General features: G+C 65.5%; 22 protein-coding genes. 15 read left to right on the forward strand and 7 right to left on the reverse strand.

Going from position 1 to position 20,302, the window contains the following annotated elements:
• Window positions 1-47 precede the first annotated feature (47 nt).
• Both ACH488_RS13585 and ACH488_RS13590 read left to right on the forward strand, forming a co-directional pair.
• Entirely contained in the window at window positions 48-1,103 is a 1,056-nt protein-coding gene (locus tag ACH488_RS13585) for an NAD(P)-dependent alcohol dehydrogenase (RefSeq protein WP_397324932.1), read from the forward strand.
• Between the two features lie 319 nt (window positions 1,104-1,422).
• On the forward strand, window positions 1,423-2,409 hold the full coding sequence (locus ACH488_RS13590; protein WP_397324934.1) for a LacI family DNA-binding transcriptional regulator: 987 nt from the start codon (window positions 1,423-1,425) through the stop codon (window positions 2,407-2,409).
• Between the two features lie 507 nt (window positions 2,410-2,916).
• On the opposite strand, the gene ACH488_RS13595 is transcribed toward ACH488_RS13590, so the two are convergent.
• Together ACH488_RS13595 and ACH488_RS13600 are read right to left on the reverse strand one after the other, a co-directional pair.
• Window positions 2,917-4,260 (reverse strand): MFS transporter, encoded by a 1,344-nt coding sequence (locus tag ACH488_RS13595; RefSeq protein ID WP_397324937.1) that lies wholly within the window; start codon window positions 4,258-4,260, stop codon window positions 2,917-2,919.
• A gap of 68 nt (window positions 4,261-4,328) precedes the next feature.
• Entirely contained in the window at window positions 4,329-4,496 is a 168-nt protein-coding gene (locus ACH488_RS13600) for a hypothetical protein (RefSeq protein ID WP_397324939.1), read from the reverse strand.
• A gap of 156 nt (window positions 4,497-4,652) precedes the next feature.
• On the opposite strand from ACH488_RS13600, the gene ACH488_RS13605 reads away from it, so the two are divergent.
• The 4 genes from ACH488_RS13605 (at window position 4,653) to ACH488_RS13620 (ending at window position 8,295) form a co-directional block, all read left to right on the forward strand.
• Window positions 4,653-5,459, forward strand: a complete 807-nt coding sequence (locus ACH488_RS13605; RefSeq protein WP_397324941.1) for a hypothetical protein — start codon at window positions 4,653-4,655, stop codon at window positions 5,457-5,459.
• Window positions 5,443-6,192, forward strand: coding sequence for a LamB/YcsF family protein (locus ACH488_RS13610; RefSeq protein WP_397324943.1), 750 nt, complete (start codon window positions 5,443-5,445; stop codon window positions 6,190-6,192). Before ACH488_RS13605 ends, ACH488_RS13610 begins: the two co-directional genes overlap by 17 nt.
• 33 nt (window positions 6,193-6,225) lie before the next feature.
• The gene (locus tag ACH488_RS13615; protein ID WP_397324945.1) at window positions 6,226-7,002 is read left to right on the forward strand and encodes an allophanate hydrolase; all 777 of its coding nucleotides are present in this window, start codon (window positions 6,226-6,228) and stop codon (window positions 7,000-7,002) included.
• A gap of 117 nt (window positions 7,003-7,119) precedes the next feature.
• Window positions 7,120-8,295 carry a Fic family protein gene (locus ACH488_RS13620; protein WP_397324947.1) on the forward strand — a complete coding sequence of 392 codons (1,176 nt, stop codon included), beginning with the start codon at window positions 7,120-7,122 and terminating at the stop codon, window positions 8,293-8,295.
• Window positions 8,296-8,304: 9 nt separating this feature from the next.
• On the opposite strand, the gene ACH488_RS13625 is transcribed toward ACH488_RS13620, so the two are convergent.
• Entirely contained in the window at window positions 8,305-9,660 is a 1,356-nt protein-coding gene (locus tag ACH488_RS13625; RefSeq protein WP_397324949.1) for a DUF445 domain-containing protein, read from the reverse strand.
• Window positions 9,661-9,709: 49 nt separating this feature from the next.
• Here ACH488_RS13625 and ACH488_RS13630 point away from each other — a divergent pair, with 49 nt between their 5' ends.
• The 4 genes from ACH488_RS13630 to ACH488_RS13645 are packed head-to-tail and all read left to right on the forward strand — an operon-like array spanning window position 9,710 to window position 12,137.
• Window positions 9,710-10,600 carry a glycerophosphodiester phosphodiesterase gene (locus tag ACH488_RS13630; RefSeq protein WP_397324951.1) on the forward strand — a complete coding sequence of 297 codons (891 nt, stop codon included), beginning with the start codon at window positions 9,710-9,712 and terminating at the stop codon, window positions 10,598-10,600.
• A 45-nt stretch (window positions 10,601-10,645) separates the two neighbouring features.
• Window positions 10,646-11,080: a hypothetical protein gene (locus ACH488_RS13635; RefSeq protein ID WP_397324953.1), complete on the forward strand. Its 435-nt coding sequence runs from the start codon at window positions 10,646-10,648 to the stop codon at window positions 11,078-11,080.
• Window positions 11,077-11,829: an AzlC family ABC transporter permease gene (locus tag ACH488_RS13640; RefSeq protein ID WP_397324956.1), complete on the forward strand. Its 753-nt coding sequence runs from the start codon at window positions 11,077-11,079 to the stop codon at window positions 11,827-11,829. Before ACH488_RS13635 ends, ACH488_RS13640 begins: the two co-directional genes overlap by 4 nt.
• Window positions 11,826-12,137: an AzlD domain-containing protein gene (locus ACH488_RS13645; protein ID WP_397324958.1), complete on the forward strand. Its 312-nt coding sequence runs from the start codon at window positions 11,826-11,828 to the stop codon at window positions 12,135-12,137. The genes ACH488_RS13640 and ACH488_RS13645 overlap by 4 nt, the downstream gene beginning before the upstream one ends.
• Window positions 12,138-12,149: 12 nt before the next feature.
• On the opposite strand, the gene ACH488_RS13650 is transcribed toward ACH488_RS13645, so the two are convergent.
• Window positions 12,150-12,776 (reverse strand): TetR/AcrR family transcriptional regulator, encoded by a 627-nt coding sequence (locus ACH488_RS13650; RefSeq protein ID WP_397324960.1) that lies wholly within the window; start codon window positions 12,774-12,776, stop codon window positions 12,150-12,152.
• A gap of 92 nt (window positions 12,777-12,868) precedes the next feature.
• Between ACH488_RS13650 and ACH488_RS13655 the strand changes: the two genes are divergently transcribed.
• From ACH488_RS13655 to ACH488_RS13665, 3 genes are read left to right on the forward strand one after another with little or no spacing between them, the layout of a single operon-like run.
• Complete coding sequence (locus ACH488_RS13655; protein ID WP_397324961.1) at window positions 12,869-13,201, forward strand: MTH1187 family thiamine-binding protein; 333 nt, start codon at window positions 12,869-12,871, stop codon at window positions 13,199-13,201.
• A 40-nt stretch (window positions 13,202-13,241) separates the two neighbouring features.
• Window positions 13,242-13,913, forward strand: a complete 672-nt coding sequence (locus ACH488_RS13660) for an O-methyltransferase (RefSeq protein WP_397324963.1) — start codon at window positions 13,242-13,244, stop codon at window positions 13,911-13,913.
• Complete coding sequence (locus ACH488_RS13665; RefSeq protein ID WP_397324965.1) at window positions 13,913-14,404, forward strand: GNAT family N-acetyltransferase; 492 nt, start codon at window positions 13,913-13,915, stop codon at window positions 14,402-14,404. The genes ACH488_RS13660 and ACH488_RS13665 overlap by 1 nt, the downstream gene beginning before the upstream one ends.
• Here ACH488_RS13665 and ACH488_RS13670 read toward each other — a convergent pair.
• Window positions 14,401-14,535, reverse strand: a complete 135-nt coding sequence (locus tag ACH488_RS13670; protein ID WP_397324967.1) for a hypothetical protein — start codon at window positions 14,533-14,535, stop codon at window positions 14,401-14,403. The two genes, ACH488_RS13665 and ACH488_RS13670, sit on opposite strands and share 4 nt — an antisense overlap.
• A 182-nt stretch (window positions 14,536-14,717) precedes the next feature.
• On the opposite strand from ACH488_RS13670, the gene ACH488_RS13675 reads away from it, so the two are divergent.
• Window positions 14,718-15,632, forward strand: a complete 915-nt coding sequence (locus tag ACH488_RS13675; RefSeq protein ID WP_397325059.1) for a spermidine synthase — start codon at window positions 14,718-14,720, stop codon at window positions 15,630-15,632.
• Window positions 15,633-15,683: 51 nt separating this feature from the next.
• On the opposite strand, the gene ACH488_RS13680 is transcribed toward ACH488_RS13675, so the two are convergent.
• Window positions 15,684-17,456 carry an ABC transporter ATP-binding protein gene (locus ACH488_RS13680; protein ID WP_397325060.1) on the reverse strand — a complete coding sequence of 591 codons (1,773 nt, stop codon included), beginning with the start codon at window positions 17,454-17,456 and terminating at the stop codon, window positions 15,684-15,686.
• 14 nt (window positions 17,457-17,470) lie between these two features.
• Window positions 17,471-19,375 (reverse strand): ABC transporter transmembrane domain-containing protein, encoded by a 1,905-nt coding sequence (locus ACH488_RS13685; RefSeq protein ID WP_397324969.1) that lies wholly within the window; start codon window positions 19,373-19,375, stop codon window positions 17,471-17,473.
• 31 nt (window positions 19,376-19,406) lie between these two features.
• Here ACH488_RS13685 and ACH488_RS13690 point away from each other — a divergent pair, with 31 nt between their 5' ends.
• Window positions 19,407-20,207, forward strand: coding sequence for an AraC family transcriptional regulator (locus tag ACH488_RS13690; protein WP_397324971.1), 801 nt, complete (start codon window positions 19,407-19,409; stop codon window positions 20,205-20,207).
• Window positions 20,208-20,302: the final 95 nt, after the last annotated feature.

The raw sequence follows: 20,302 nt of genomic DNA on the forward strand, positions 1-20,302 counted from the left end.
CGGCTGCCTAGCCTTGAGGAAAATCAACGCGCCAAAGGAACTCCGAAATGACAAGTGCACTGACGCCCTTGCTGGACCACCCCCAAATGCCTGCCACCATGCGTGCCGCGGTCCTGCAACGCCAAGGAGTGATGAGCCAGGCGACACTCCCCGTACCGCAGCTGCATCCGGACCAGGTCCTGGTCCAAGTGGCCGCTGTGGGCGTCTGCGGCAGCGACGTCCACTATTACCAGCACGGCCGGATCGGTGATTTCGTGGTGGAGCATCCGCTGGTCCTCGGCCACGAATTGTCGGGGCGGATTGCCGCCGTCGGGACCGCTGTGGATCCCGCCCGCATCGGTGAGAGGGTCGCCGTCGAGCCCCAACGGCCATGCCGGAGCTGCACGCAGTGCAAGGCCGGCCGGTACAACCTGTGCCCCGACATGGAGTTTTACGCCACCCCGCCGGTGGACGGTGCGTTCGCCGAGTACGTCGCCATCCAGGGCGACTTCGCGTACGCCATCCCGGACTCGGTGAGCGATGAGGCCGCGGCCCTGATCGAGCCGCTGTCCGTGGGGTTGTGGGCCTGCCAGCGCGCGGAGGTGAAGCCGGGCAGCAGAGTCCTCATTGCCGGTGCCGGACCGATCGGCATTATCGCGGCCCAGGCGGCACGGGCATTTGGGGCCACCGAAATCCACATCACGGATATCGCGGAGGACCGTCTGGCCTTCGCCTTGGAGCATGGTGCCACCCACGCGCTCAACGCGCTGACGGACAGCGTTGAAGGGCTCGACGTCGATGCCTTCATTGACGCTTCCGGCGCACCGGCCGCGGTCCGTTCCGGGATCAAGGCGGTGGGACCTGCGGGCCGTGTCATCCTGGTGGGCCTTGGCGCCGATGACGTGGAGCTTCCCGTGTCCCATATCCAGAACCGGGAGATCTGGCTGTCCGGCGTGTTCCGCTACACCAACACGTGGCCCCTGGCGATCCAGCTCCTCGCTGACGGCAAGGTGGACCTGGACATCCTTGTTACCGGGAAATTCGGACTCGATGAAGCCGAGGCAGCACTGCGCGCAGACAAGGAAGCGGGCCAACTCAAGGCAGTGGTTTACCCGGGCCGCTGACCCGAATCCGCCCCCGAAAACTTTTTTCGAAACCACCCGTCACGTTTAGGGAGGGGTTTGCACATATCCAGTGCCTATGTCGTTGCATCGCAATCTGTGTTGTCGCCCTTTTCGACGCAGTTCCGCGGGCAACGTTGCGTTAGCAGTGATGGATGTGGCGGGTTCTGGGGCCCGCCCGGGGCGCCGTCACTGCAGATAACCGGGCTAAGTGCGGTCGGTCGTCTGAGTCGCGACCGGCCGCACGTCTTAAAGTCCGCGTTAAGTTCCGCGCGGGGCAGTCTTGGATCGTTCTATAGACTGGCTCCGGCGGAGGAGGGACATGGCAGGCAAACGCCCCACACTGATGGACGTCGCTGAAGCGGCAGGGGTTTCCCGCGCGCTCGTGTCCATCGTGATGCGCGACGCTCCCGGTGCGTCCGAGGCCACCCGGCTCAAAGTCCAGGAAGCCGCCCGGCGGCTCGGATACCGCCCGGACAGCCGTGCCAGGCTCCTTCGCAGCAGCCGGACCAGGCTCCTGGGCATCAGCTTCTCCACGGCGCACGCCTTCCATGCCGAAATCGTGGACGCGGCCTATGCCGGCGCCACCGAACGCGGTTACGACATCGCCCTCAGCGCAGTAGCCAACGGCCGCCCGGAACAGCGGGCCGTCGAATCACTCCTGGACCTCGGTTGCGAGGCCCTGATCCTGATCTCGCCCATGCTCGGAGAGCCCGAACTGGCGGGCTATGCCGCGCGGGTGCCCGTGGTCAGCCTCCTCCGGGACGATGTTGGCGAGGCCTTGGACTCCGTCAGCAGCGACGATTTCGAGGGAATCCGCATCGCGATCGAACACCTCACCTCGCTGGGACACGAACGGATTGTGCACGTCGACGGCGGCGGCACCGTCTCCGGTCCACAGCGCCGCGAGGCTTTCAGCGCAGAAATGCTCAAGCGGGGCCTGGAGCCCCGGATCGTGGCCGGCGGACCAACGGAAGAGGACGGCCTGCGCGCCGGGCAGGAACTCCACGCGGACCCGCCCACGGCCATCATCGCCTTCAACGACCGTTGCGCCCTCGGCGTCCTGGAAAGCCTCAGGGCCGTCGGGCTCCGCGTCCCGGAGGACGTCTCGGTCCTCGGCTACGACGACAGCCAGTTTGCGCGGCTCAGCTACGTCCGCCTGTCCTCGATCAGCCAGGACGCACCGCTGTTGGCGCGTGCCGCCGTCGAACGCGCCATTGACCGCTTGGAAAGCCCGACGCCGGCCGCGCACCAGGTGCGGACCCCGCACCTGGTGGTTCGCAGCACCACCGGCCCAGCTCGAGCGTAGGCGCGCCCGCGGAGTCCGGGCGCGCCCGTTCCCGCCGATCGCGCCCGTTCTTGTGGGTGCGTGGAACTGCTATGGGTGCGCTGGGTGTTCCGTGTGGGTGCGCAGGGCGGGTGCGGGTGCATGGGCGTGTGCCGTGCGGGGCGCACCCGTTCCCGCCGATCGCGCCCATTCTTACGGGTGCGTGGAGCGGCTATGGGTGCGATGGGTGTTCCGTGTGGGTGCGCAGGGCGGGTGCGGGTGCGCAGGGCGGGCGTGGGTGCATGGGCGTGCGCCGTGCGGGGGCGTTCCTTGAGGGGGCGCACCTGTTCCCGCCGATCGCGCCCGGGGTCCCGCCCGTCAATCCGGCGCGCACCCGTTCCCGCCGATCGCGCCCGTTCTTGTGGATGCGTGGAGCGGGTGCGGGTGCGATGGGTGTGCCGTGTGGGTGCGTAGAGCGGGTGCGGGTGCAGGGGGCGGGAACGGCCGCGGAGAGCGGGGGTGCGCGGCGAGCAAGTGCAGGAAGCGCCCCTACACAGCGTCCGGCTGGCTGTCGGGCGATTCGGCCGAATCCATGTCCGACGAGGTTAGCGGATGGGCGATTTCGTCGGTGCCCATGTGCGCCGCGAAGAGCGCGATGAACGCCATGATTGGGCAAACCAAACCGCCCACGAAGAAGATCAGCCAGATCGGCACCACCTCGGCAACCGGACCGGCCAAGGCCATGGACACGGGCATCAAAGCCAGCGAGACGAAGAAGTCCAGGCTGGAAATCCGGCCCAGCAGATGCGGAGGCACACGCCGTTGCAGCAGGGTTCCCCAAATGACTACACCGATTCCCTCGGTTACGCCGAACACCACCATGGCCGCGCCCAACCACCAGAATTCAGTGATGAAGCCGATCGCAGCAACGGGAAGGCTTCCCAGCCCCCACGTCACCACCATCACCGTGAGGTAACGCCGTGGCAGGGGGAATGACGCCGTGGTCAGCGAAGCGACAGCGCTGCCGACACCCATGATGGCCAGCAGGAACCCAAACATCCTCGAGTCGCCACCCAATTGGTCCCGGACCACGAACGGCAACAACACTTCGATGGGACCGATCAGGAACAGCACGGACAGGCACGCCCAGATCAGGGTCCACAACAGCCACGGGGTTCGCAGGGTGTAGGTGAACCCTTCCTTGAGATCGAAAAAGAAGGAGGACTTGGTGGGCCCCTCAGCCGGCGCCATCCCCTCAGCCGGCGCCATCCCCTCAGCCGGGGCCACTCCGCGGGCGTCCAAGGTTTGCCTGCTCAGGAAATTAAGGATGCCGAAGGCCAGGAAGTGGCACACGGCAACCCCGGCCACGGCAAACGCGGGCGACAAAGACGCCACAATGATGCCGGCCAGTGCAGGACCGGCGGCCTGCTGAAGGATGGGCCTGACGGTCCCTTCCATCCCGTTCGCCGCCAACAGGTCCTCGGCGGGCAGAATCCGGGGGAGGATGGCCGAGTAGGCAGGAAAGAAGAACGCCTGGCCAACACCCAGCACGAAGGCTCCCAAAGCCAGATGCCACAGCTGCAGGACGTTGAGCATGGCCAACAGGGATACCGTGGCGATGACGGCGAGGTTGGCACCCTCAACCGCGATGATCAGCAGGCGCTGCGGAAAACGGTCGGCCGCGATCCCGCCCACCAGGACGAACGCCACCAGGCCGATGCTCGCTGCCGTCGCCACCAGGGACAGTTCCAGCGGACCCCCACCAAGGTGGATCACCTCGTAGACCATGGCGACGGCCCACATGCCGGAGCCGAAAATCGAGATGGACAACGCGGAAATCAGCACACGGAATTCCCGGTGTGCGAAAGGACGCAGCGCCCTCAGAGCCACCATCACTCCAGCCTAGACCTGGCAAAGCCGGCGGGGGAGGGGCGCCCGCACGGGTGCGGGAGGAGCGTCAGTTATGAAGCGCCCGACGGCGGAGCGTCGCCGTCGTCAATATCCGGACCTTCGGCGGGATCCTGGCTGTGGAGGCCGACGTCGTGCGCCACCCAACCGTCCGTCTCGCCTTCGGCCGGGGCGTCGGTGTGGTGCCTGATGACGTGTTCTGGCTTGTCGGTTGCGCTCATTACGGATACTCCCTGTCCGTGGGTGGACTTGCTTCCGTGAATGCCCCCAGTCTACGCCGGAGGCTGCACCTTGTGGGGTCCGCTCTGCGCGGAATCCGGGCCTGAAGGCGCGCACAACGGGCCCCTCACCGGTAATGCGTGGCATAGGCTGTGATCATGCCGAAGCGACCCAACCCGGCGGTACGAATCGCCCAGGAAACAGCCCACAACGCAGTGTTCGACGCCCAAGGCAACACCAAGCCAGGCGTCCACAACGTGCTGCTGAAAGCCGTCGAAGTACAGCGCCCGCTGGTCCTCGCGAACCTCAGGAGGATGCAGCGCAGGCACCCCAACGCGACGCCGGACCAGTTGGCCGCCAAGCTGGAACGCGACTACCTGACCGCAGTGGCAGGTGGGGGAGCCGGGGTAGGTGCCATCGCCGTCGTGCCTGGCCTGGGAACCGCAGCGTCGCTGGGTCTCTCCGCCCTGGCCACCGTGGGATTTCTGGAGACCACCGCACTGTACGCGTCGTCGCTGGCCGAACTGCACGGCATCCGGCTGACCGATCCCGAACGCGCGCGCACCATGGTCATGGCCATCATGCTCGGCGAGGAAGGGACCTCGCTGCTGGGCGCGCTGAGCGGTCAATCGCTGGGCCGCAGCAAAGGCGTGACCCACGCGTGGGGACGGACGCTGACCAAGAAGATTCCGGGCAGCGGATTTGGTGTCATCCGGGACGCGATCCAACGGGCATTCCTGAAGAACCTTGTGAAGAAACAGGGCTCGGCGTTCCTTGGCCGTGCGCTGCCTTTCGGGGTTGGCGCCGTGGTGGGCGGTGCCGGCAACCTCATGATGGGCCGGGCAGTCATCGCTACCGCCAAGGAAGCTTTCGGCGCCCTGCCTGCAACCGTTCCCGGCGAGTTGCTGCCGGCCAACGCGAAAAACCAAAGCCTGGAAGGCGGTACCAGTGGACCTCAACGCTGACCTCGGAGAGTCATTCGGCTCCTGGACAATGGGCGACGACGCGTCGATGTTCCGCATCGTCAGCAGCGCCAACGTTGCCTGCGGATTCCACGCCGGAGACCCGCTGACCATGCTGGACAGTTGCCGGGCCGCGTTCGACCTCGACGTCCGGGTGGGCGCGCATGTCGGTTACCGGGACCTCGCGGGCTTCGGCAGGCGCTCGCTGGATATGAGCTTCGATGAACTCTTTGGCGATGTCCTCTACCAACTCGGTGCGTTGGATGGAGTGGCCCACGCCGTCGGCGCCTCCGTGGATTACGTGAAGCCGCACGGTGCCCTTTACAACCGGATCGTCCACGACCCCGCGCAGGCGGAAGCCGTGGTTGCCGCTGTCCACGCCTATGATCCCGGGCTCCCGGTGCTCGGCTTGCCGGACTCCGCTTGGCTGAACCTCGCCGAGGAATCCGGACACCCCGTGTTCCGCGAGGCTTTCGTGGACCGGGCGTACCTCGCTGATGGGACGCTCGTGCCGCGCTCGCAGGCAGGCGCCGTGTTGCACGATCCCGCCGACTTAGTGGCCCAAGCCGTGCGGATCGCCACCCGCGGCGAAGTGGTGGCCCAGGACGGAACAGTGGTCTCCGTGAAAGCCGATTCCCTCTGCATCCACGGCGATACATCCGGCGCCGTCGAGATGGCGGCAGCCGTCCGCAACGGCCTCGAAAAGGCGGGTGTGGAGATCCAGCCGTTCGCCTAGTCTGGTGTTCGGACTGCAGCCAAAGGAGGCCCGATGAGTGCCATAGTGATGGATCCCGGCGCGTTGACCCTGGTTGTGCCGCCGGACAAGGCCCTGGACCGCGCATCCCCCGCTTTGGCCAACGCCTTGCTGGGAAACCACGATTCGGCACCTTGCCTTGAAGCGTTGGTGGGCGGCCTCCGGCTGAGGTTCGTGACGGGAACCGCCATTGCCGTGACGGGCGCGGAAGGCCTGGTCAGGCTCAACGGTTCCGAGCTCACCATGAACAAAGCCGTGCGGGTGGCTCCAGGGGCCGTGCTGGAATTCGGACGCGCACTGTTCGGGATCCGTTACTACCTTGCCGTGCAGGGCGGGATCGAGCCCCAGCCCGATGCCCTCCATACCGGCCGCACCCTTGCGTTCGGCCGGCCCCACGGACACGGCTTCCCCTCCGTGAACCAGCCCGCCAGGCGTGCCCTGGATGCGGAACGGCCCGTGGTGGCCAGGGTATCGCCCGGACCGGACGCGCAAACGTACGACGCCGGCACTTGGCTTCGCTTGACCACAGAACCCTGGACTCTCTCGCCGGAGTCGGACCGCGTGGGCGCCCGGTTGGCCGGACGGCCGCTGTCCCTTGACGGGTCTCCGGCACCCGGCACCCAACCGCTGGTGGCCGGCTCGGTCCTGCTGCCGCCGTCGGGCCTTCCTGTCATCGCCCTCGCAGACCATCCGGCCACGAGCGAATCACCGGTGATCGCCGTGGTGCGGGACGAGGACCTGGATTCCCTGGGGCAAGCCCGGCCCGGGCAGATGGTGCATCTGCTGGGGTGAGAATGGCGGCGCGGGATTTTCTCAAGAATGGGCTTAGGTGAGAAAATCGATGGCCGATTTTCTCATGAACCGTTATTTATGAGAAAATTGAGCTCTCTTATTCTCGCAAGGAGCGCCATGACTGACTGGCCACCCATCGCCTATGAACAGCGGCCCTGGTCAGCCGGGCCCGCCGTTGGCGTCTCCCGGAGGCAACGCCTCCTGGCCCGCGGACCGTACCAAGCTGCCGTTCCCGCGATGATCGCGGACATCGATCCGGACGTTGATTCAAGGACCCAGTCGCTGGTGGAGGCGGCAACCGTTGAGATGGTGCGCTTTGACGCTGAGCTGGGGCAGGACTCGGCTCCTTTCGCAGCGCTGCTGCTGCGCAGTGAGTCCGCTTCAAGTTCGGAGATCGAGAACCTCACAGCCGGCGCGCGAAGGATCCTGTTGGCCCAGTTGGGTGATCGGTCCAGCGTCAACGCTTCCTTGATTGCTTCCAACGTCAGTGCCATGCAAGCGGCCATCGCATTGTCCGAGGACCTGAGTGTGCACAATATCGGCTCTATGCACCACACGCTGCTGCATTCCTCGGACCACACCATCGCCGGTGAATACCGCCAGAGGCAGGTGTGGATCCGCGGCAACTCGCCGCATTCGGCCGAGTTCGTACCCCCGCACCACGAGCGCGTCATGGAGGCTATGGATGACCTGGTTGCTTTCATGCGCCGTGATGATATTCCAGCACTCACACAGGCGGCGCTGGCCCATGCGCAGTTTGAGACCATCCACCCTTTCGCCGACGGTAACGGCAGGACCGGGCGGGCGACCGTCAGCGCCCTGCTCCGGGCCAAGGGCGTCACCGAGCGGGTGACCATTCCGGTGTCCTCGGGACTCCTGACCAATACGAAGCTGTACTTTGACGCGCTGGACGCCTATCGCGAAGGTGATGTCCTGCCGATCGTGGAACGGTTCGCCGAGTCCGCCATCCTGGCCGTGGAGCACGGGCGGCTCTTGGCTGAAGACATTCAGTCCGCTATGCAGGATTACCGGGATCGGCTGGGAATGGCGCAGGATTCCGTGCTGAAAATCGTCGAACTCCTGCCCAGGGAGCCGGCAGTTACAGCGGAGATGGCCGCGGACCTGACGGGCGTTTCGTCGGCCACGGCTTATCGGGCTGTCCAGCGCCTGGAAGCGCTGGGCATCCTGAATCCCGCTGGAAAAGTCGGCGGCGTTCGGGTGTGGATCGCCGGAGACATCATCGCCGCACTGGATGACTTCGCTGCGCGTGCGGGCCGCCGAACCCGCCACTAGTCGCGGTCCCTACCCGAAAATCAAATGCGCCACCGTGAAGATCAGCAATCCGGCCAGGGCACCCACCACGGTGCCGTTGATCCGGATGTACTGGAGGTCCTTGCCCACTTGCAGCTCGATCTTCTGTGACGTTTCCTCGGCGTCCCAGCGGGCAACCGTGTCCGAGATGACGCCCGCAATGTCCGAGCGGTAGGTGTTCACGAGGTACCCTGCGGCGTCTCCGATCCAGGCGTTGACCTTCCCCGCCAGTTCGGCGTCGTTGACCAGCCGGGTGCCGAAATCGCGCACGGCGCTCTTGAACCGTTGGCTCAGTTCACTGTTGGGATCGTCGACGGCGGTCAGCAGGGCATTCTTGACGGTTCCCCACGTGCGGGACGCCAGTTCGCGGACCTCGGGATCGCCCAGGATCTGGGCCTTGATGGCCTCGGCCCGCTCGATCATGGCGGGATCGTGCTGCAGGTCCTGGGCGAGGTCGGTCAGGTACGTGTCAATGGATTGGCGGACCTGGTGGTTGGGGTCGTTTTGGACTGCGCGGACGAACTTCAGGAGCTCCACGTACACCTTGTCACCCACAAGCCCGTCCACGAATGTGGGCACCCACACCGGCGAGCGGTCCGAGACGAGCCGGTTCAGGGTGTTGTGGTTGGCATCCACCCAGTCGGCGGCGCGGTCCACCAGCAGGTCCACGAGCTTGTGGTGGTGCCCGTCGGCGAAGATCCGCTCAGCCATGCGTCCTACGGGCGGGCCCCAGGGAGGGGTGAGCAGATGCTTGCGGACCAGCCCCTCGATCACTGCCTGGACGTCGTCGTCATTAAGGACTGTGAACGCGCCGCGGATGAGGGCGCCGCCTTCCTTGGCCACGCGCTCCGGGCCTCCCGGGCTGGACAACCAGGTGCCGGCCTTCCGCGCGATGTCGATGCTGGCGAGCTTGTCCTGCACCACTTCCTGCGAGAGGAAGTTGCTCTCCACGAAATCGCTGAGGGAGTCACCGATCTGGTCCTTGCGGCGCGGAATGATGGCGGTGTGGGGGATCTTGAGCCCCATGGGGTATTTGAACAGCGCCGTGACCGCGAACCAGTCGGCCAACGCACCCACCATGCCGCCCTCGGCCGCGGCCCGGACGTACTCGAGCCACGGGTACTGCTTCTGCAGCGCAAACGCGAACAGGAAGATCACGGCCATGACCAGCAGCAGGGACAGCGCCAGACGTTTCATGCGGCGCAGCGCGGCCGCCTTCTCCAAGTCACCATCGGAAAGACCGACGACGGCGGAACGCGCTTTGCGGGTACCCGCAGCTGTTGTTGGGGCTGGTTGGGGCGGGTTGGTGACGTCTTCGGCTGGGATTTGTTCAGAGTTCACCTGCATTAGCCCAGACTAGCGCTGTGCGTGCAGGCGCGTGGGCTACCGTGGCTGCATGACCAGTGAATCCTTCGACTCCCCGCGCCCCAGGGTCTACGCGCACCGCGGTGCCAGTGCTGCGTTCGCCGAGCACACCCGTGCCGCATATTTGAAGGCCATCGCCGACGGCGCCGACGGAGTGGAGTGCGATGTCCACCTCACCCGTGACCAGCACGTGGTGTTGCTGCACGACGCCACTCTGGACCGCACCTCGAACGGCACAGGCACCGTGGCGGACAAGACCCTGGAAGAACTGCGTGCACTGGACTTCTCATCATGGAAGGGTGCCAGGATTCCCGAGGCCTACGGTGGGATCTCGGACCAGTTCCTGACGTTGCCGGAGCTCCTGGATATCCTCCGCGGAGCCGACCGTGAGATCGGCCTGGCCATCGAACTCAAGCACCCCAGTCCCTACCAGCTGAAGCTTGAGGAGCGGGTGTTGGATCTGTTGGCGGCTGAGGGCTGGACCCCCACGGATTCACGCGTGGACAACATCCAGGTCTCCTTCATGAGTTTCGACACGGATTCCGTGCAGCGCCTGCTGGAAGACGTACCTCCAGAGCATGTCTGCCAGTTGGTGGACAACTTCACGGTCAGGGAATTGCGCGACGAGCTGGGGCTGGGACCCATCACGGCCGGCGCCGTGGCCAACGTCATGAAGGCAGCCCAGCAGGAAGCCGAACGAGTTCTGGACGAGGGCGAGGCAGGCATCGCTGGTCCGGGCATCGACTATGTGCGGGAACATGCCCGCAACGTACAGCGGTGGTTGGATGCCGGGCGCATTTTCCGGGTGTGGACGGTGGACTCCGAAAAGGACGTTGCCCTGTGCCAGGGCCTTGGCATCCACGAGATCACCACCAACCGGCCCGCACAGGTCCTGGCACAGTTGAGCGTGCCCAGCAGATAGACGAAACTTTGGCGGGCGTTGCGGCCGTTGTGATTGAGTGGTCTCATGTCACTTCGCTGGTCACCCAAGGCAACACATACCCTCTCAGTCATAGGTTTGAGCGCGCTCCTGATGGCCAGCGCCATGAAGCACTTCCGGACACCCTCCTTCTACAACCCCGTGGTGCCGGAATACTTGTGCCGGAATGACGAGCCGGGTGGTGCCCCGAACGGTCCTTTGGCAGTTATGTCCCGCGAGGAATGGATCGCCTCCTCCGGGTTGCTGGAGGTGACTGCCGCCGTCGGCCTGTTGATCCCCGCTACCCGCAAGGTTGCTGCTGACGGCACCACCGCGATGTTCGCAGCATTCCTGGCCGGGCATATTGACGCGCTGCGACGAGCCTATGGTCCGTACGGTTCACAGAAGGAGCGACGGATCCACACCCTGCGCCTGCCGTTGCAGATTCCACTGATCCTGTGGTCGTGGAGCCTGCGGAAGTGAGGCTCAGGGATTCACCGGCCTTCAAGATCGCTCTTTCGCTGAGCATTGCGACGGGCCTGTACGGAGTTTCCTTCGGTGCCTTGTCCGTGGCTTCCGGTTTCGATTTCTGGCAGACCATGGTGCTGAGCCTGCTGTTGTTCAGCGGTGGCTCGCAGTTCGCCTTCATCGGCGTAGTGGCAGGCGGCGGCTCAGGCGTGGCAGCGATGACGGCCAGCGCCCTGCTCGGTCTCAGGAATGGCATCTACGGCATGCAGATCAACGCGATGCTGCGTCCTGGCGGGTGGAAGCGTTACGTCTCGGCGCACATCACCATCGACGAGTCCACGGCTACGGCGTCCGGCCAATCCGACGTGGACGAGCAGCGCAGGGGGTTTTGGACCGCTGGCATTGGAATATTCGTTCTGTGGAATATCTTCACGGCGATCGGAGCACTCGCGGGTGATGCCATGGGCGACCCCAAGCAGTGGGGCCTCGATGGAGCCGCGGTTGCCGCTTTCCTCGCCCTTCTGTGGCCGCGCTTGAAGGGCCGGGAACCATGGGCGATTGCCGCTGCCTGCGCACTGGCCACCATCCTGGCTGTCCCGTTTGTTCCCTCCGGCGTCCCTATTCTGGTGGCGGCGCTGGTGGCCGGGGTGATCGGCTGGTTCAGCCATGCCCGCATGGATGAGGGCCTGGAACCGGACATTGATCCGTATCCGGAAAGCAAGGGCCTGGGCAGCCGGGCACGGCAGGAAGGCGGCACGGAATGAATCTTTGGCTGTGGATCGCCATCGCCTGTGCGCTGGCCTACCTGACCAAGCTGGTGGGCTACTTTGTACCGGCAAAGCTGTTGAAGAGCCCGCGGATCATGCACATCGCTGGAACCATGACCATTGGCCTGCTGGCGTCGCTGACGGTGGTCAATGCCGTCGCTTCCGGCCAGGGGTTGGTGCTGGACGCCCGCATGGGCGCCCTGGTGGCTGCCGCCGTCGCGCTTTTGCTCCGGGCGCCGTTCCTTGTGGTGGTGATCTCCGGGGCAGCCGCGGCGGCCCTGCTGCGGCTGATCGGCTGGGGCTAGGCGCTCCGGGTCCTAAACGGCTTCGAAGGATACGCCCGGAATGTCCGACTGTTCCGGCAGCGGACGCGAGGGGCGCTCGGTGCGGATAGCGTCTTCAACCAAGGCCAGCGGACGCTTCCACGCTTCAGAGCCAGGTTCCATGGTGTCCACGGAGCCGATGAGCATGGCCACGAGACGCACCATGTCTTCGATGGTGATGTCACGGCGCAGGGAACCCTGTCCCTGTCCGCGTTCCAGCAGCGTGGCCATGGTGTCGATGAGGCCCCGGGTGATGCCCACCAGGAGTCCGCGGCGTCCGGCGACGGCGCTGAGCAGGTTGGCTTCATCGCTCGCCACGCGCATCACGGCGTCGATGAGTTTCATGAGCCCTTCGGCGGCGTCCATGCCGTCCAGGGCCTCCTGGGCTACCGGATCCGCGTGCTGGCGAAGCTCGCGGGACAGGGCGGAAAGCACCAGTTGTTCTTTGTCGGAGAAGTTGCGGAAAAGAGTTGCGGGACCTACCCCGGCCGTCGCGGCAATGGTCTGCAAGGGCACTTCGGGGCCGTGTTCACGGAAACACTGACGTGCCGCGGTGATGATTTTGTCCACATTGCGTGCAGCGTCGGCCCTGAGGGGCTTGCGTTCGGAGGGCAGTTCCATGCTGCCCAGACTAGCAATGGAGCGCTGATCCCCAGTGGTTACGCGGGAGTAGCCTGTTATATGACAAACCGGTACGTGAAACACTGGTTTTCATGTTGCTTGCATTCTCAGTAGCCCCTTCGGGCCAGCCCGCTTCCGCTCCCAACGATTCGCCCAACGCAGACGCCTCCGTGCACGACGCCGTCGCTGCCGCGGTGAAGATCGTCAGGGAGTCCGGACTTCCCAACCAGACAGACTCAATGTTCACCACCATCGAGGGTGAATGGGACGAAGTTTTCGACGTCGTCAAACGCGCCACCGAGGCGGTGGGGCGCTATGGCAGCCGTGTCTCCCTGGTCATCAAGGCAGACATCCGTCCCGGCTACTCGGGTGAATTGACCGGCAAGGTGGAACGGCTCGAGGGCGCGCTCAAGAACCAGGAGTAGTTCCTTCCGCACGGCAGCGCCGGGTGCAAGACTGGGGCGCATGATTGAACACGTGACCGAGCCCGGTTGGGTTGAGGTGGAGCGTTACTTGACTGACGTCGTCGTGCGTCCGGACCCTGCCCACGAACGGGCTTTGACGTCCGCCGTCGAGGCAGGCATGCCGGCCATCGAAGTCGCTCCCAATGCGGGGAAGCTGCTGAAGATGCTGGTCCAGGTTTCCGGCGCGCGCCGGGTCCTTGAGATCGGTACGCTGGCAGGCTTCAGCAGCATGTGGATGGCGCAGGGATTGCCCGACGACGGCCGCCTTGTCACGTGCGAATACCTCCAGAAGCACGCCGACGTGGCCCGCGCCAACCTCGACGCCGCCGGGGTGGGCCACAAGGTGGACATCCGCGTGGGGGCTGCCCTTGACACGCTGCCCACCTTGGTGGCCGAAGAAGCGTTCGACTTCGTCTTTATCGATGCGGACAAGGAAAACGATTCGAACTACCTCGATTGGGCCATCCGGCTGGGACATCCCGGCACGGTGATCGTGATCGACAACGTCATTTGGGACGGCTCCATCCTGGAACCGGAACGCGACGAAGTGAATGCGCCCGGCATCATCCGTGCGTTGGACATGCTGGGCCAGGATCCCCGGCTGGACTCCACCGCCATCCAGACCGTGGGCAGCAAGGGCTGGGACGGCTTCGCGATCGCGCGGGTGCGCTGATGGATTTCAGCCTTCGCGCTGCAGTGGTGGATGACGCCGAGGCAATGGCGATCATGCACGTCCAGGCCTGGCGGGAGAGCTACGGCCATTTGCTGCCGCCGGAGTTCTTCGCCAAGCAGGAAGCTGCCTTGCCGGACAGGACTATGCGGTACCGGGAATATATTGCCGCCGGCCACCGGAGGATGCTGGCCCACGGACCTGACGGGGAACTCATGGGCATCGCTGCGTCGGGACCAGGCAGGGATGAGGACAGCCCGTGCGAGGTGGAACTGTTCATGCTGTACACCCTGCAGTACGTCCACGGCCGTGGCGTGGGCCAGGCGCTGGTGGATGCCCTGCTCGGCGACGGGCCGGCGTACCTGTGGGTCCTCGACGACAATCCGAGGGCCCAGGCCTTCTACCGGCGCAACGGCTTCGTCCCGGACGGAAGGCGGCAACTGTGCGATCCGTCCTGGTACTCCTTGCCTGAGCACAGGATGGTCCGGGCTTAGTCCTCGTCATCCAAGGCGTCGTCCATGATGGACGGCAGTTTGGGAACGCGGGCCAGCAAGAGGCAGACGACGGTGAACCACGCTGTCGACACCGTCAGCACCTCCGCCCACATCATGGCTCCCAGTTCCATAGGGTGATTTTATGGCGCATTCGCATAAATAATAAGTACCCTTAGTATGATTGCCTGTGTGCGCTCCACTAGGCTGGAACCATGAGTGACGCAGGGCGTATCCAGTGACCAAATCCAGGAAAGGCAAGTCAGGACGGCCCGGCAGTTTCGGCGCGCAAAGGTCGACGGCGGCAGTCATCGAAGTGCCCGAGGGCACCCGCCCCGATGGTCCAGTCGCCGGCGTGTATTACATCGACACCGGTGACTGCGAACTCCTGCCAGATCCGGATAACGGCAACGGCTGGCTCCTGAAGATCAATGGCGTGCTGAGCTCGCACATCGACCTCGCCGACCCCTTGTTCCTCGACTTCGAGTACATGCGCTGGATCGCGGCCCTCGTCGAGTCCCGGTGGCCCCGCGAAACCAAGCCCAAGCTCCGGGCCCTTCACTTGGGCGGGGGAGCGTGCTCCATGGCCAGATACTTCAACGCCGCTTACCCCGACGCTCGCCAAGTGGTAGTGGAACTCGACGGAAAGCTCGCCGAGTACGTCCGCGGCTGGTTCGACCTTCCCAAGGCCCCGCTGCTGCGGATCCGGGTGGGGGAGGCCCGCCAGGTGACAGAGCAGCTCACACCGGACACCCGCGACCTCATCATCCGTGACGTCTTCGCCGGAGCGTTCACTCCGCGCGCCCTGACAACCCGCGAGTTCAATGCCCACGCCGACGCCGTCCTGGCGCCGGACGGGCTGTACGTGGTGAACTCCGGCGACGCCCCGGACCTGAAAAATGCCCGGGCCGACGCCGCCACCATCGCTGACACGTTCGAACACACGCTGATCATTGCCGATCCGCCCATGCTCAAGGGCAGGCGCTACGGCAACATGATCATGGCGGGCAGCCACGTTCCTTTCGGTGACGATCCCAGCCTGGCCCGCAGGCTCCTTGGCGGCGCGGTTCCCGCGCATATTTGGAACGATGCCCAGGTCCGCGCGTTCGCGGCGGGAACCCCCGTGCGGCACGATCCCGCCCCGATGCCGGATCCTGCCCCGATGCCGGATCCCGCCGCGACGCCGGATCCCGCCGCGACGCCGGATCCCGCCCCGGCGCCCGAAACGTAAACGCAGCGCTGGGCTTCCCAGCGCTGCGCTGACCTGTACTGCCCCCGAGCCCTAGGCCCGGCTCAAGGACGTGTTCCAGGCTTCCCAAAGCCGGGCGTACCTGCCGCCGTTGGCCAGCAACTCCTGGTGCGAGCCCGATTCGACGATCCGTCCCTGGTCCATGACCACCACTGTGTCGGCAGTTGCCGCCTGGGACAGCCTGTGCGCGATCACCACTGACGTGCGCCCGGCCAAGGCGGCGTCGGCGGCTTGGTCCAGCATGGTTGCCGAGCCGGTGCCTGCTTCCGCCGTGGCCTCATCCAGGACGGCGATGGGCGGATCCTTGAGCATCAGCCGTGCCAAGGCCAGTTGTTGGGCCTGTTCCGGCGTGAGTTGGTGGCCGCCGGCACCTACGAAAGTCTCCAGCCCGGCGTCGAGCATTTCATGCCAGGCGGCACCGACGTCCCGCAGGACGCGCCGCAACTCGTCTGTCGAGGCGCCGGGCTTGGCGAGCCGAAGGTCCTCCGCGAGCGTTCCGGAGAACACATGGACTTCCTGGCTGACCATGGCGATCCGCTGGTGCAGTTCAGCCCCAGAAACAGCGGCCGCATCGAGCCCACCCACCAGCACCCGTCCGCCGTCGGGCTTTTCGAGTCCCATGATGACCTTGGCCAACGTGGTCTTCCCCGCGCCGGACGTGCCAACAATAGCCACGCGTTCCCCGGCCGCCACCCGCAGCGAGACGCCGCTGAGCGCCGGGCGCTGTCCGGGATAGCTGAACGTCAGCTTGTCCAGGACCACGGCGTCCGACGCCGGTCCGCCCGCCGGACGTTCGACGGCGGTCCGCTCGGCTTCTCCGGAGGCGGTGCCCCGTGTCAGCCCGAACATCCGCCCGAGTCCCGCAGCGGCCTTTTGCAGTTCATCGAACTGTCCCAGCACCATTCCGATCGGATCGAACAACCGGTAGAAGTAGAGCGCAGCCGCCGTGGCAGCTCCGATGGTCACCATACCCTCGGCATGCAGCCAGAAGCCGACCACCAGCACGGCGGACAGGCCAAGGAGCTCGGCAAGGTTGAGGCGGTTGTAGAACCGGGTCAGGTAGCCGATGCCGCGCAGGGAGTGGCCGATTGTTTCGTGCGAAGATGCTGCCACCAGACTGGCGTGCCGATCACCCAAGCCCAGTGCCAGGACGGACTGCGAGCCGTGGACCGTCTCGATGATCTGTTCGGTCCGGTTGGCTTCGGTAATCCGGACGGTCCGGTAAATGGGGGCAGTCCGCTTCAGGAACCAACGGAGCGTGAAGATCTGCAGCGGGGCGGCGACCAGGACGGCCACGGCGAAGCGCCAATCGATTACACCCAAGCCAAGCAGCGTGACCACGATGGTGAATGCGGCGCTGGTGAAAGCCGGAAGCACGCCGGAGATTGCTTCACTGACGGCCTCGACGTCACCGGAAACGCGGGCCACGACGTCCCCGATGCCTGCCTTCTCCAGCTGCGCGAGCGGCTTCCGGACGGCAGCGGCGAACACCTCCTCCCGTAGTCCGGCCAAGGCTTCCTCACAGATCCTGGCCAGCAGGTTCTGCCCCAGGATTCCGAGCAGCGCCCCCGCGCCACCGGCCACCAGGAGTCCAATGGCCAGCCACAACAGGGAAAGCACCTCGCCGCCGCTGGCCGCGATGTTGACCATGATGCCCAGGATCGCCGGTGCGGCCAGCCCGCAGCAGGACGCGGCCAACAGGACCAGCACGGTCGTCACCAGCCGGCCGGGACGCTGGGCCAGCAATTTCCACATGGCTCTGCGGGTTTCACGCGGTGTCGCGATGGGCAGGATGTCTGCATTCATGGATCCATCGGTGCTCATGAACCCACCACCGCGCGGTAGCTTGCCGACGTCGCCAGGAGTTCACGGTGGGACCCCGTCTCGGGTGGCCCGTCCGCGGTGCCCAGCACCACCCGGTGGCAGGCAGCAAGCAGCGTAGGACTCGTGGTCACGAGGACCAGCGCCTTGTCCGGAAAGTTCCGCAGGCCATCCGCGATGACGGCTTCGGTAGCGGTATCGACGGCGGTAGTGGGGTCATGCAGCACCAGCACCGGTTGAGGCTGATGCAGCGAACGGCCCAGCACCAAGCGCTGCCGTTGCCCGCCGGAGAGGCTTTGCCCGTGTCCGGTCAGCATGGTTTCGGTTCCTTCCGGCAGTTGCGAGACGAAATCGACGACGGCGGCAGCTGCGAAGGCGCGATCGTCCAGTTCAGCGTCGGCAACTACGACGTTCTGCCGCACCGTGCCGCGGAAAAGGACACCGTCATGGCTGTCGGCAAACACCCGCGACCGCGCCTGCGAAGGGTCAAGGTCCGCGGCGTCAGAGCCGTCTATCGTCACGAGGCCCGCAGGCGCAGGAACCCGGAAGCCGAGGGTGTCCACCAGCAGCCTGGCCTGGACGCCATCGGGAAGGACGACACCCACAACATCCCCCGCGGACGCTGAGAAGGCTGGAAAGTGTGACCCGGGAGAAGGACGAACCTCAAGCAGCGGTGACCCACCCCCGCGCCCGGTTGCGCCAGCAAGCGGCGCAGCAGCAACAGGCGATCCAACCCCGCGCCCGGTTGCGCCAGCAACCGGCGCAGCAGCAACAGGCGATCCAACCCCGCGCCCGGTTGCGCCAACAAGCGGCGCAGCAACACCCGGCGACCCGGCAACAACCGGCGCACCAGCAACACCCGACGCAGCGCCCGCTTCCGGCACCGCCTCAGCCTCGCTAAGCAGCACCGCAATCCGCGCCGCCGACGCCCGCTTCCGGGCCAGTTCCACGCTCAGGAACCCGAGTGCCGCCATCGGGCCCTGGACGAACTGGGCAACTCCCACCACTGCCACCAGCTGCCCCACCGTAATGCTGCCCTGCACGGCGAACCACGCGGCGAAGAATGCGATGCCCGCCAGGAAAGCCGCGGACATGGCCGTGCTCGCCCCTGTGAACGCACTCTTCGCGCGGATGGCCTTCAAAGCCGATACCAACGAGCCCTGGCTGGCCGCCCGGTACCTGGCAATGGCAGCATCTTCGGCCCCCAGTCCCTTCAACGGACGCGACCCCGTGATGAAGTCTGTCGCCAAGGCTCCGGCGCGGGCCGCCGTCGACTGTTCCACGTCGCTGCGGTCTTCCAGCGGTTTGGTGAGCCGGTGCATGACCAGCAGCATCAGGGGTGTGGCCAGCAGTACGGCCAATCCCAGGGGCACGGAAATGAGCAAGAGGGTTACTGCCGAGGTGACCACGCCGGCGGTGGCAGCCAGGCCGCCGCCGATGAGCCAGGCCAGTCCGGCAACCCTGTCCGCATCCGAAGAGGCAATGGCCACGATTTCGCCCGGCGCACGACGCGCCGCCATTCCCCGCGGATCCAGCGTCCTTTCCACCACGAGTTGGCGGAGGTGGTGCGAGCCGTAGGAGAAGGAGCGCATGGTGGCGAGCGTTCCTATGCGCCAGGACAGGGCCAGCACGATGAACACTGCGGCCAGTGCGCCGAGCCACCACAGGAGGGCGCCGCCGTCGTGCGGTGTAATCGCGTTGTCCACTACCGCGCCGATGGTGGTGGGCACCAGGGCCTCGCTGATTTGGTGCAGCGTCAGTCCTGCGCAACCAACCACCACATACTTCCAGCGGCGGTTTCCGAAGAGGGAGTAGCTGAAGAGGCGGGAGGCCTTCCATGGGGTTTGCTTGTTACGCCCGGGCGGGCAGGACGGCATGGCGGTACTGGAAGGCATGCTTACCATGGTAAGGCTCACCTAACTTCAAGAAGGCTCCATGACCCGCCAAGCTCTATCGCATTCCGGACAGCCGACGGTCCGTGGTGTGTACACCGCGTACTTCGAATGCGCCACACCGGCCACATGGACGGAACACGTGCACCCCACCCATGAACTGTTGTGGGGTGCCCGCGGCGTGCTGACTGTCGAAGCTGACGCGGCGTTCTTCGCGGTTCCGGCCACGCTCGGCCTCTGGATTCCGGCGGGAGTCCCGCACGCGGTGAAGTCCACCGAGGGCACGGGTTTCTTCTGTTCGCATATAGACGCGGACGTCGCGGCGCCACTGGACAGCCGGACTGTGGCAGTGACGGTCCCGACGGCGGCCCAGGAACTTTTGCGGCATATGCGGACCTTCGACATGGAGCCGGAGTTGCGCGGGCGTTCGGAGGAGTTGGCTGTCGCGCTGCTGGATGTGGTGGACGCCCGGCCCATGCTGCTGCCCATGCCCTCTGATCCCCGGCTGGAACGCATTGCGCGGGCTCTCCTGGACGATCCCGCCCTGGACCGTTCCCTTGAGGAGTGGGGTGCCGAAGTGGCCATCAGCGTCCGCAACTTGTCCCGCCTGTTCCACAAGGAAACCGGCATGACGTTTGCCCAGTGGCGGATTCACGCGCGCGTCCGCGTGGCTTTGGGTTTGTTGGCTGCCGGGTATCCTGTTTCCTCGGTCAGCCGGCGCGTGGGCTACAACAACCCCAGCGCCTTCGTGCAAGTGTTCCGGAAAGTGATGGGGCACACTCCAGGGTGGTACGTGGCCTCGCTTAAGGCCGGAAACCATCAGTCCTTGGCCGGTTCCGAATAGAAATCGCGGGTTCAATACGGAAAGCCGTTGTTAGGGTAGGTATACCTAACTTCGACAGTTCGACGACAGCACCCTCATCGCGTCTCGACTGCCAA

This window comes from Paenarthrobacter sp. NPDC018779, assembly GCF_044391085.1.
GTDB lineage: Bacteria > Actinomycetota > Actinomycetes > Actinomycetales > Micrococcaceae > Arthrobacter.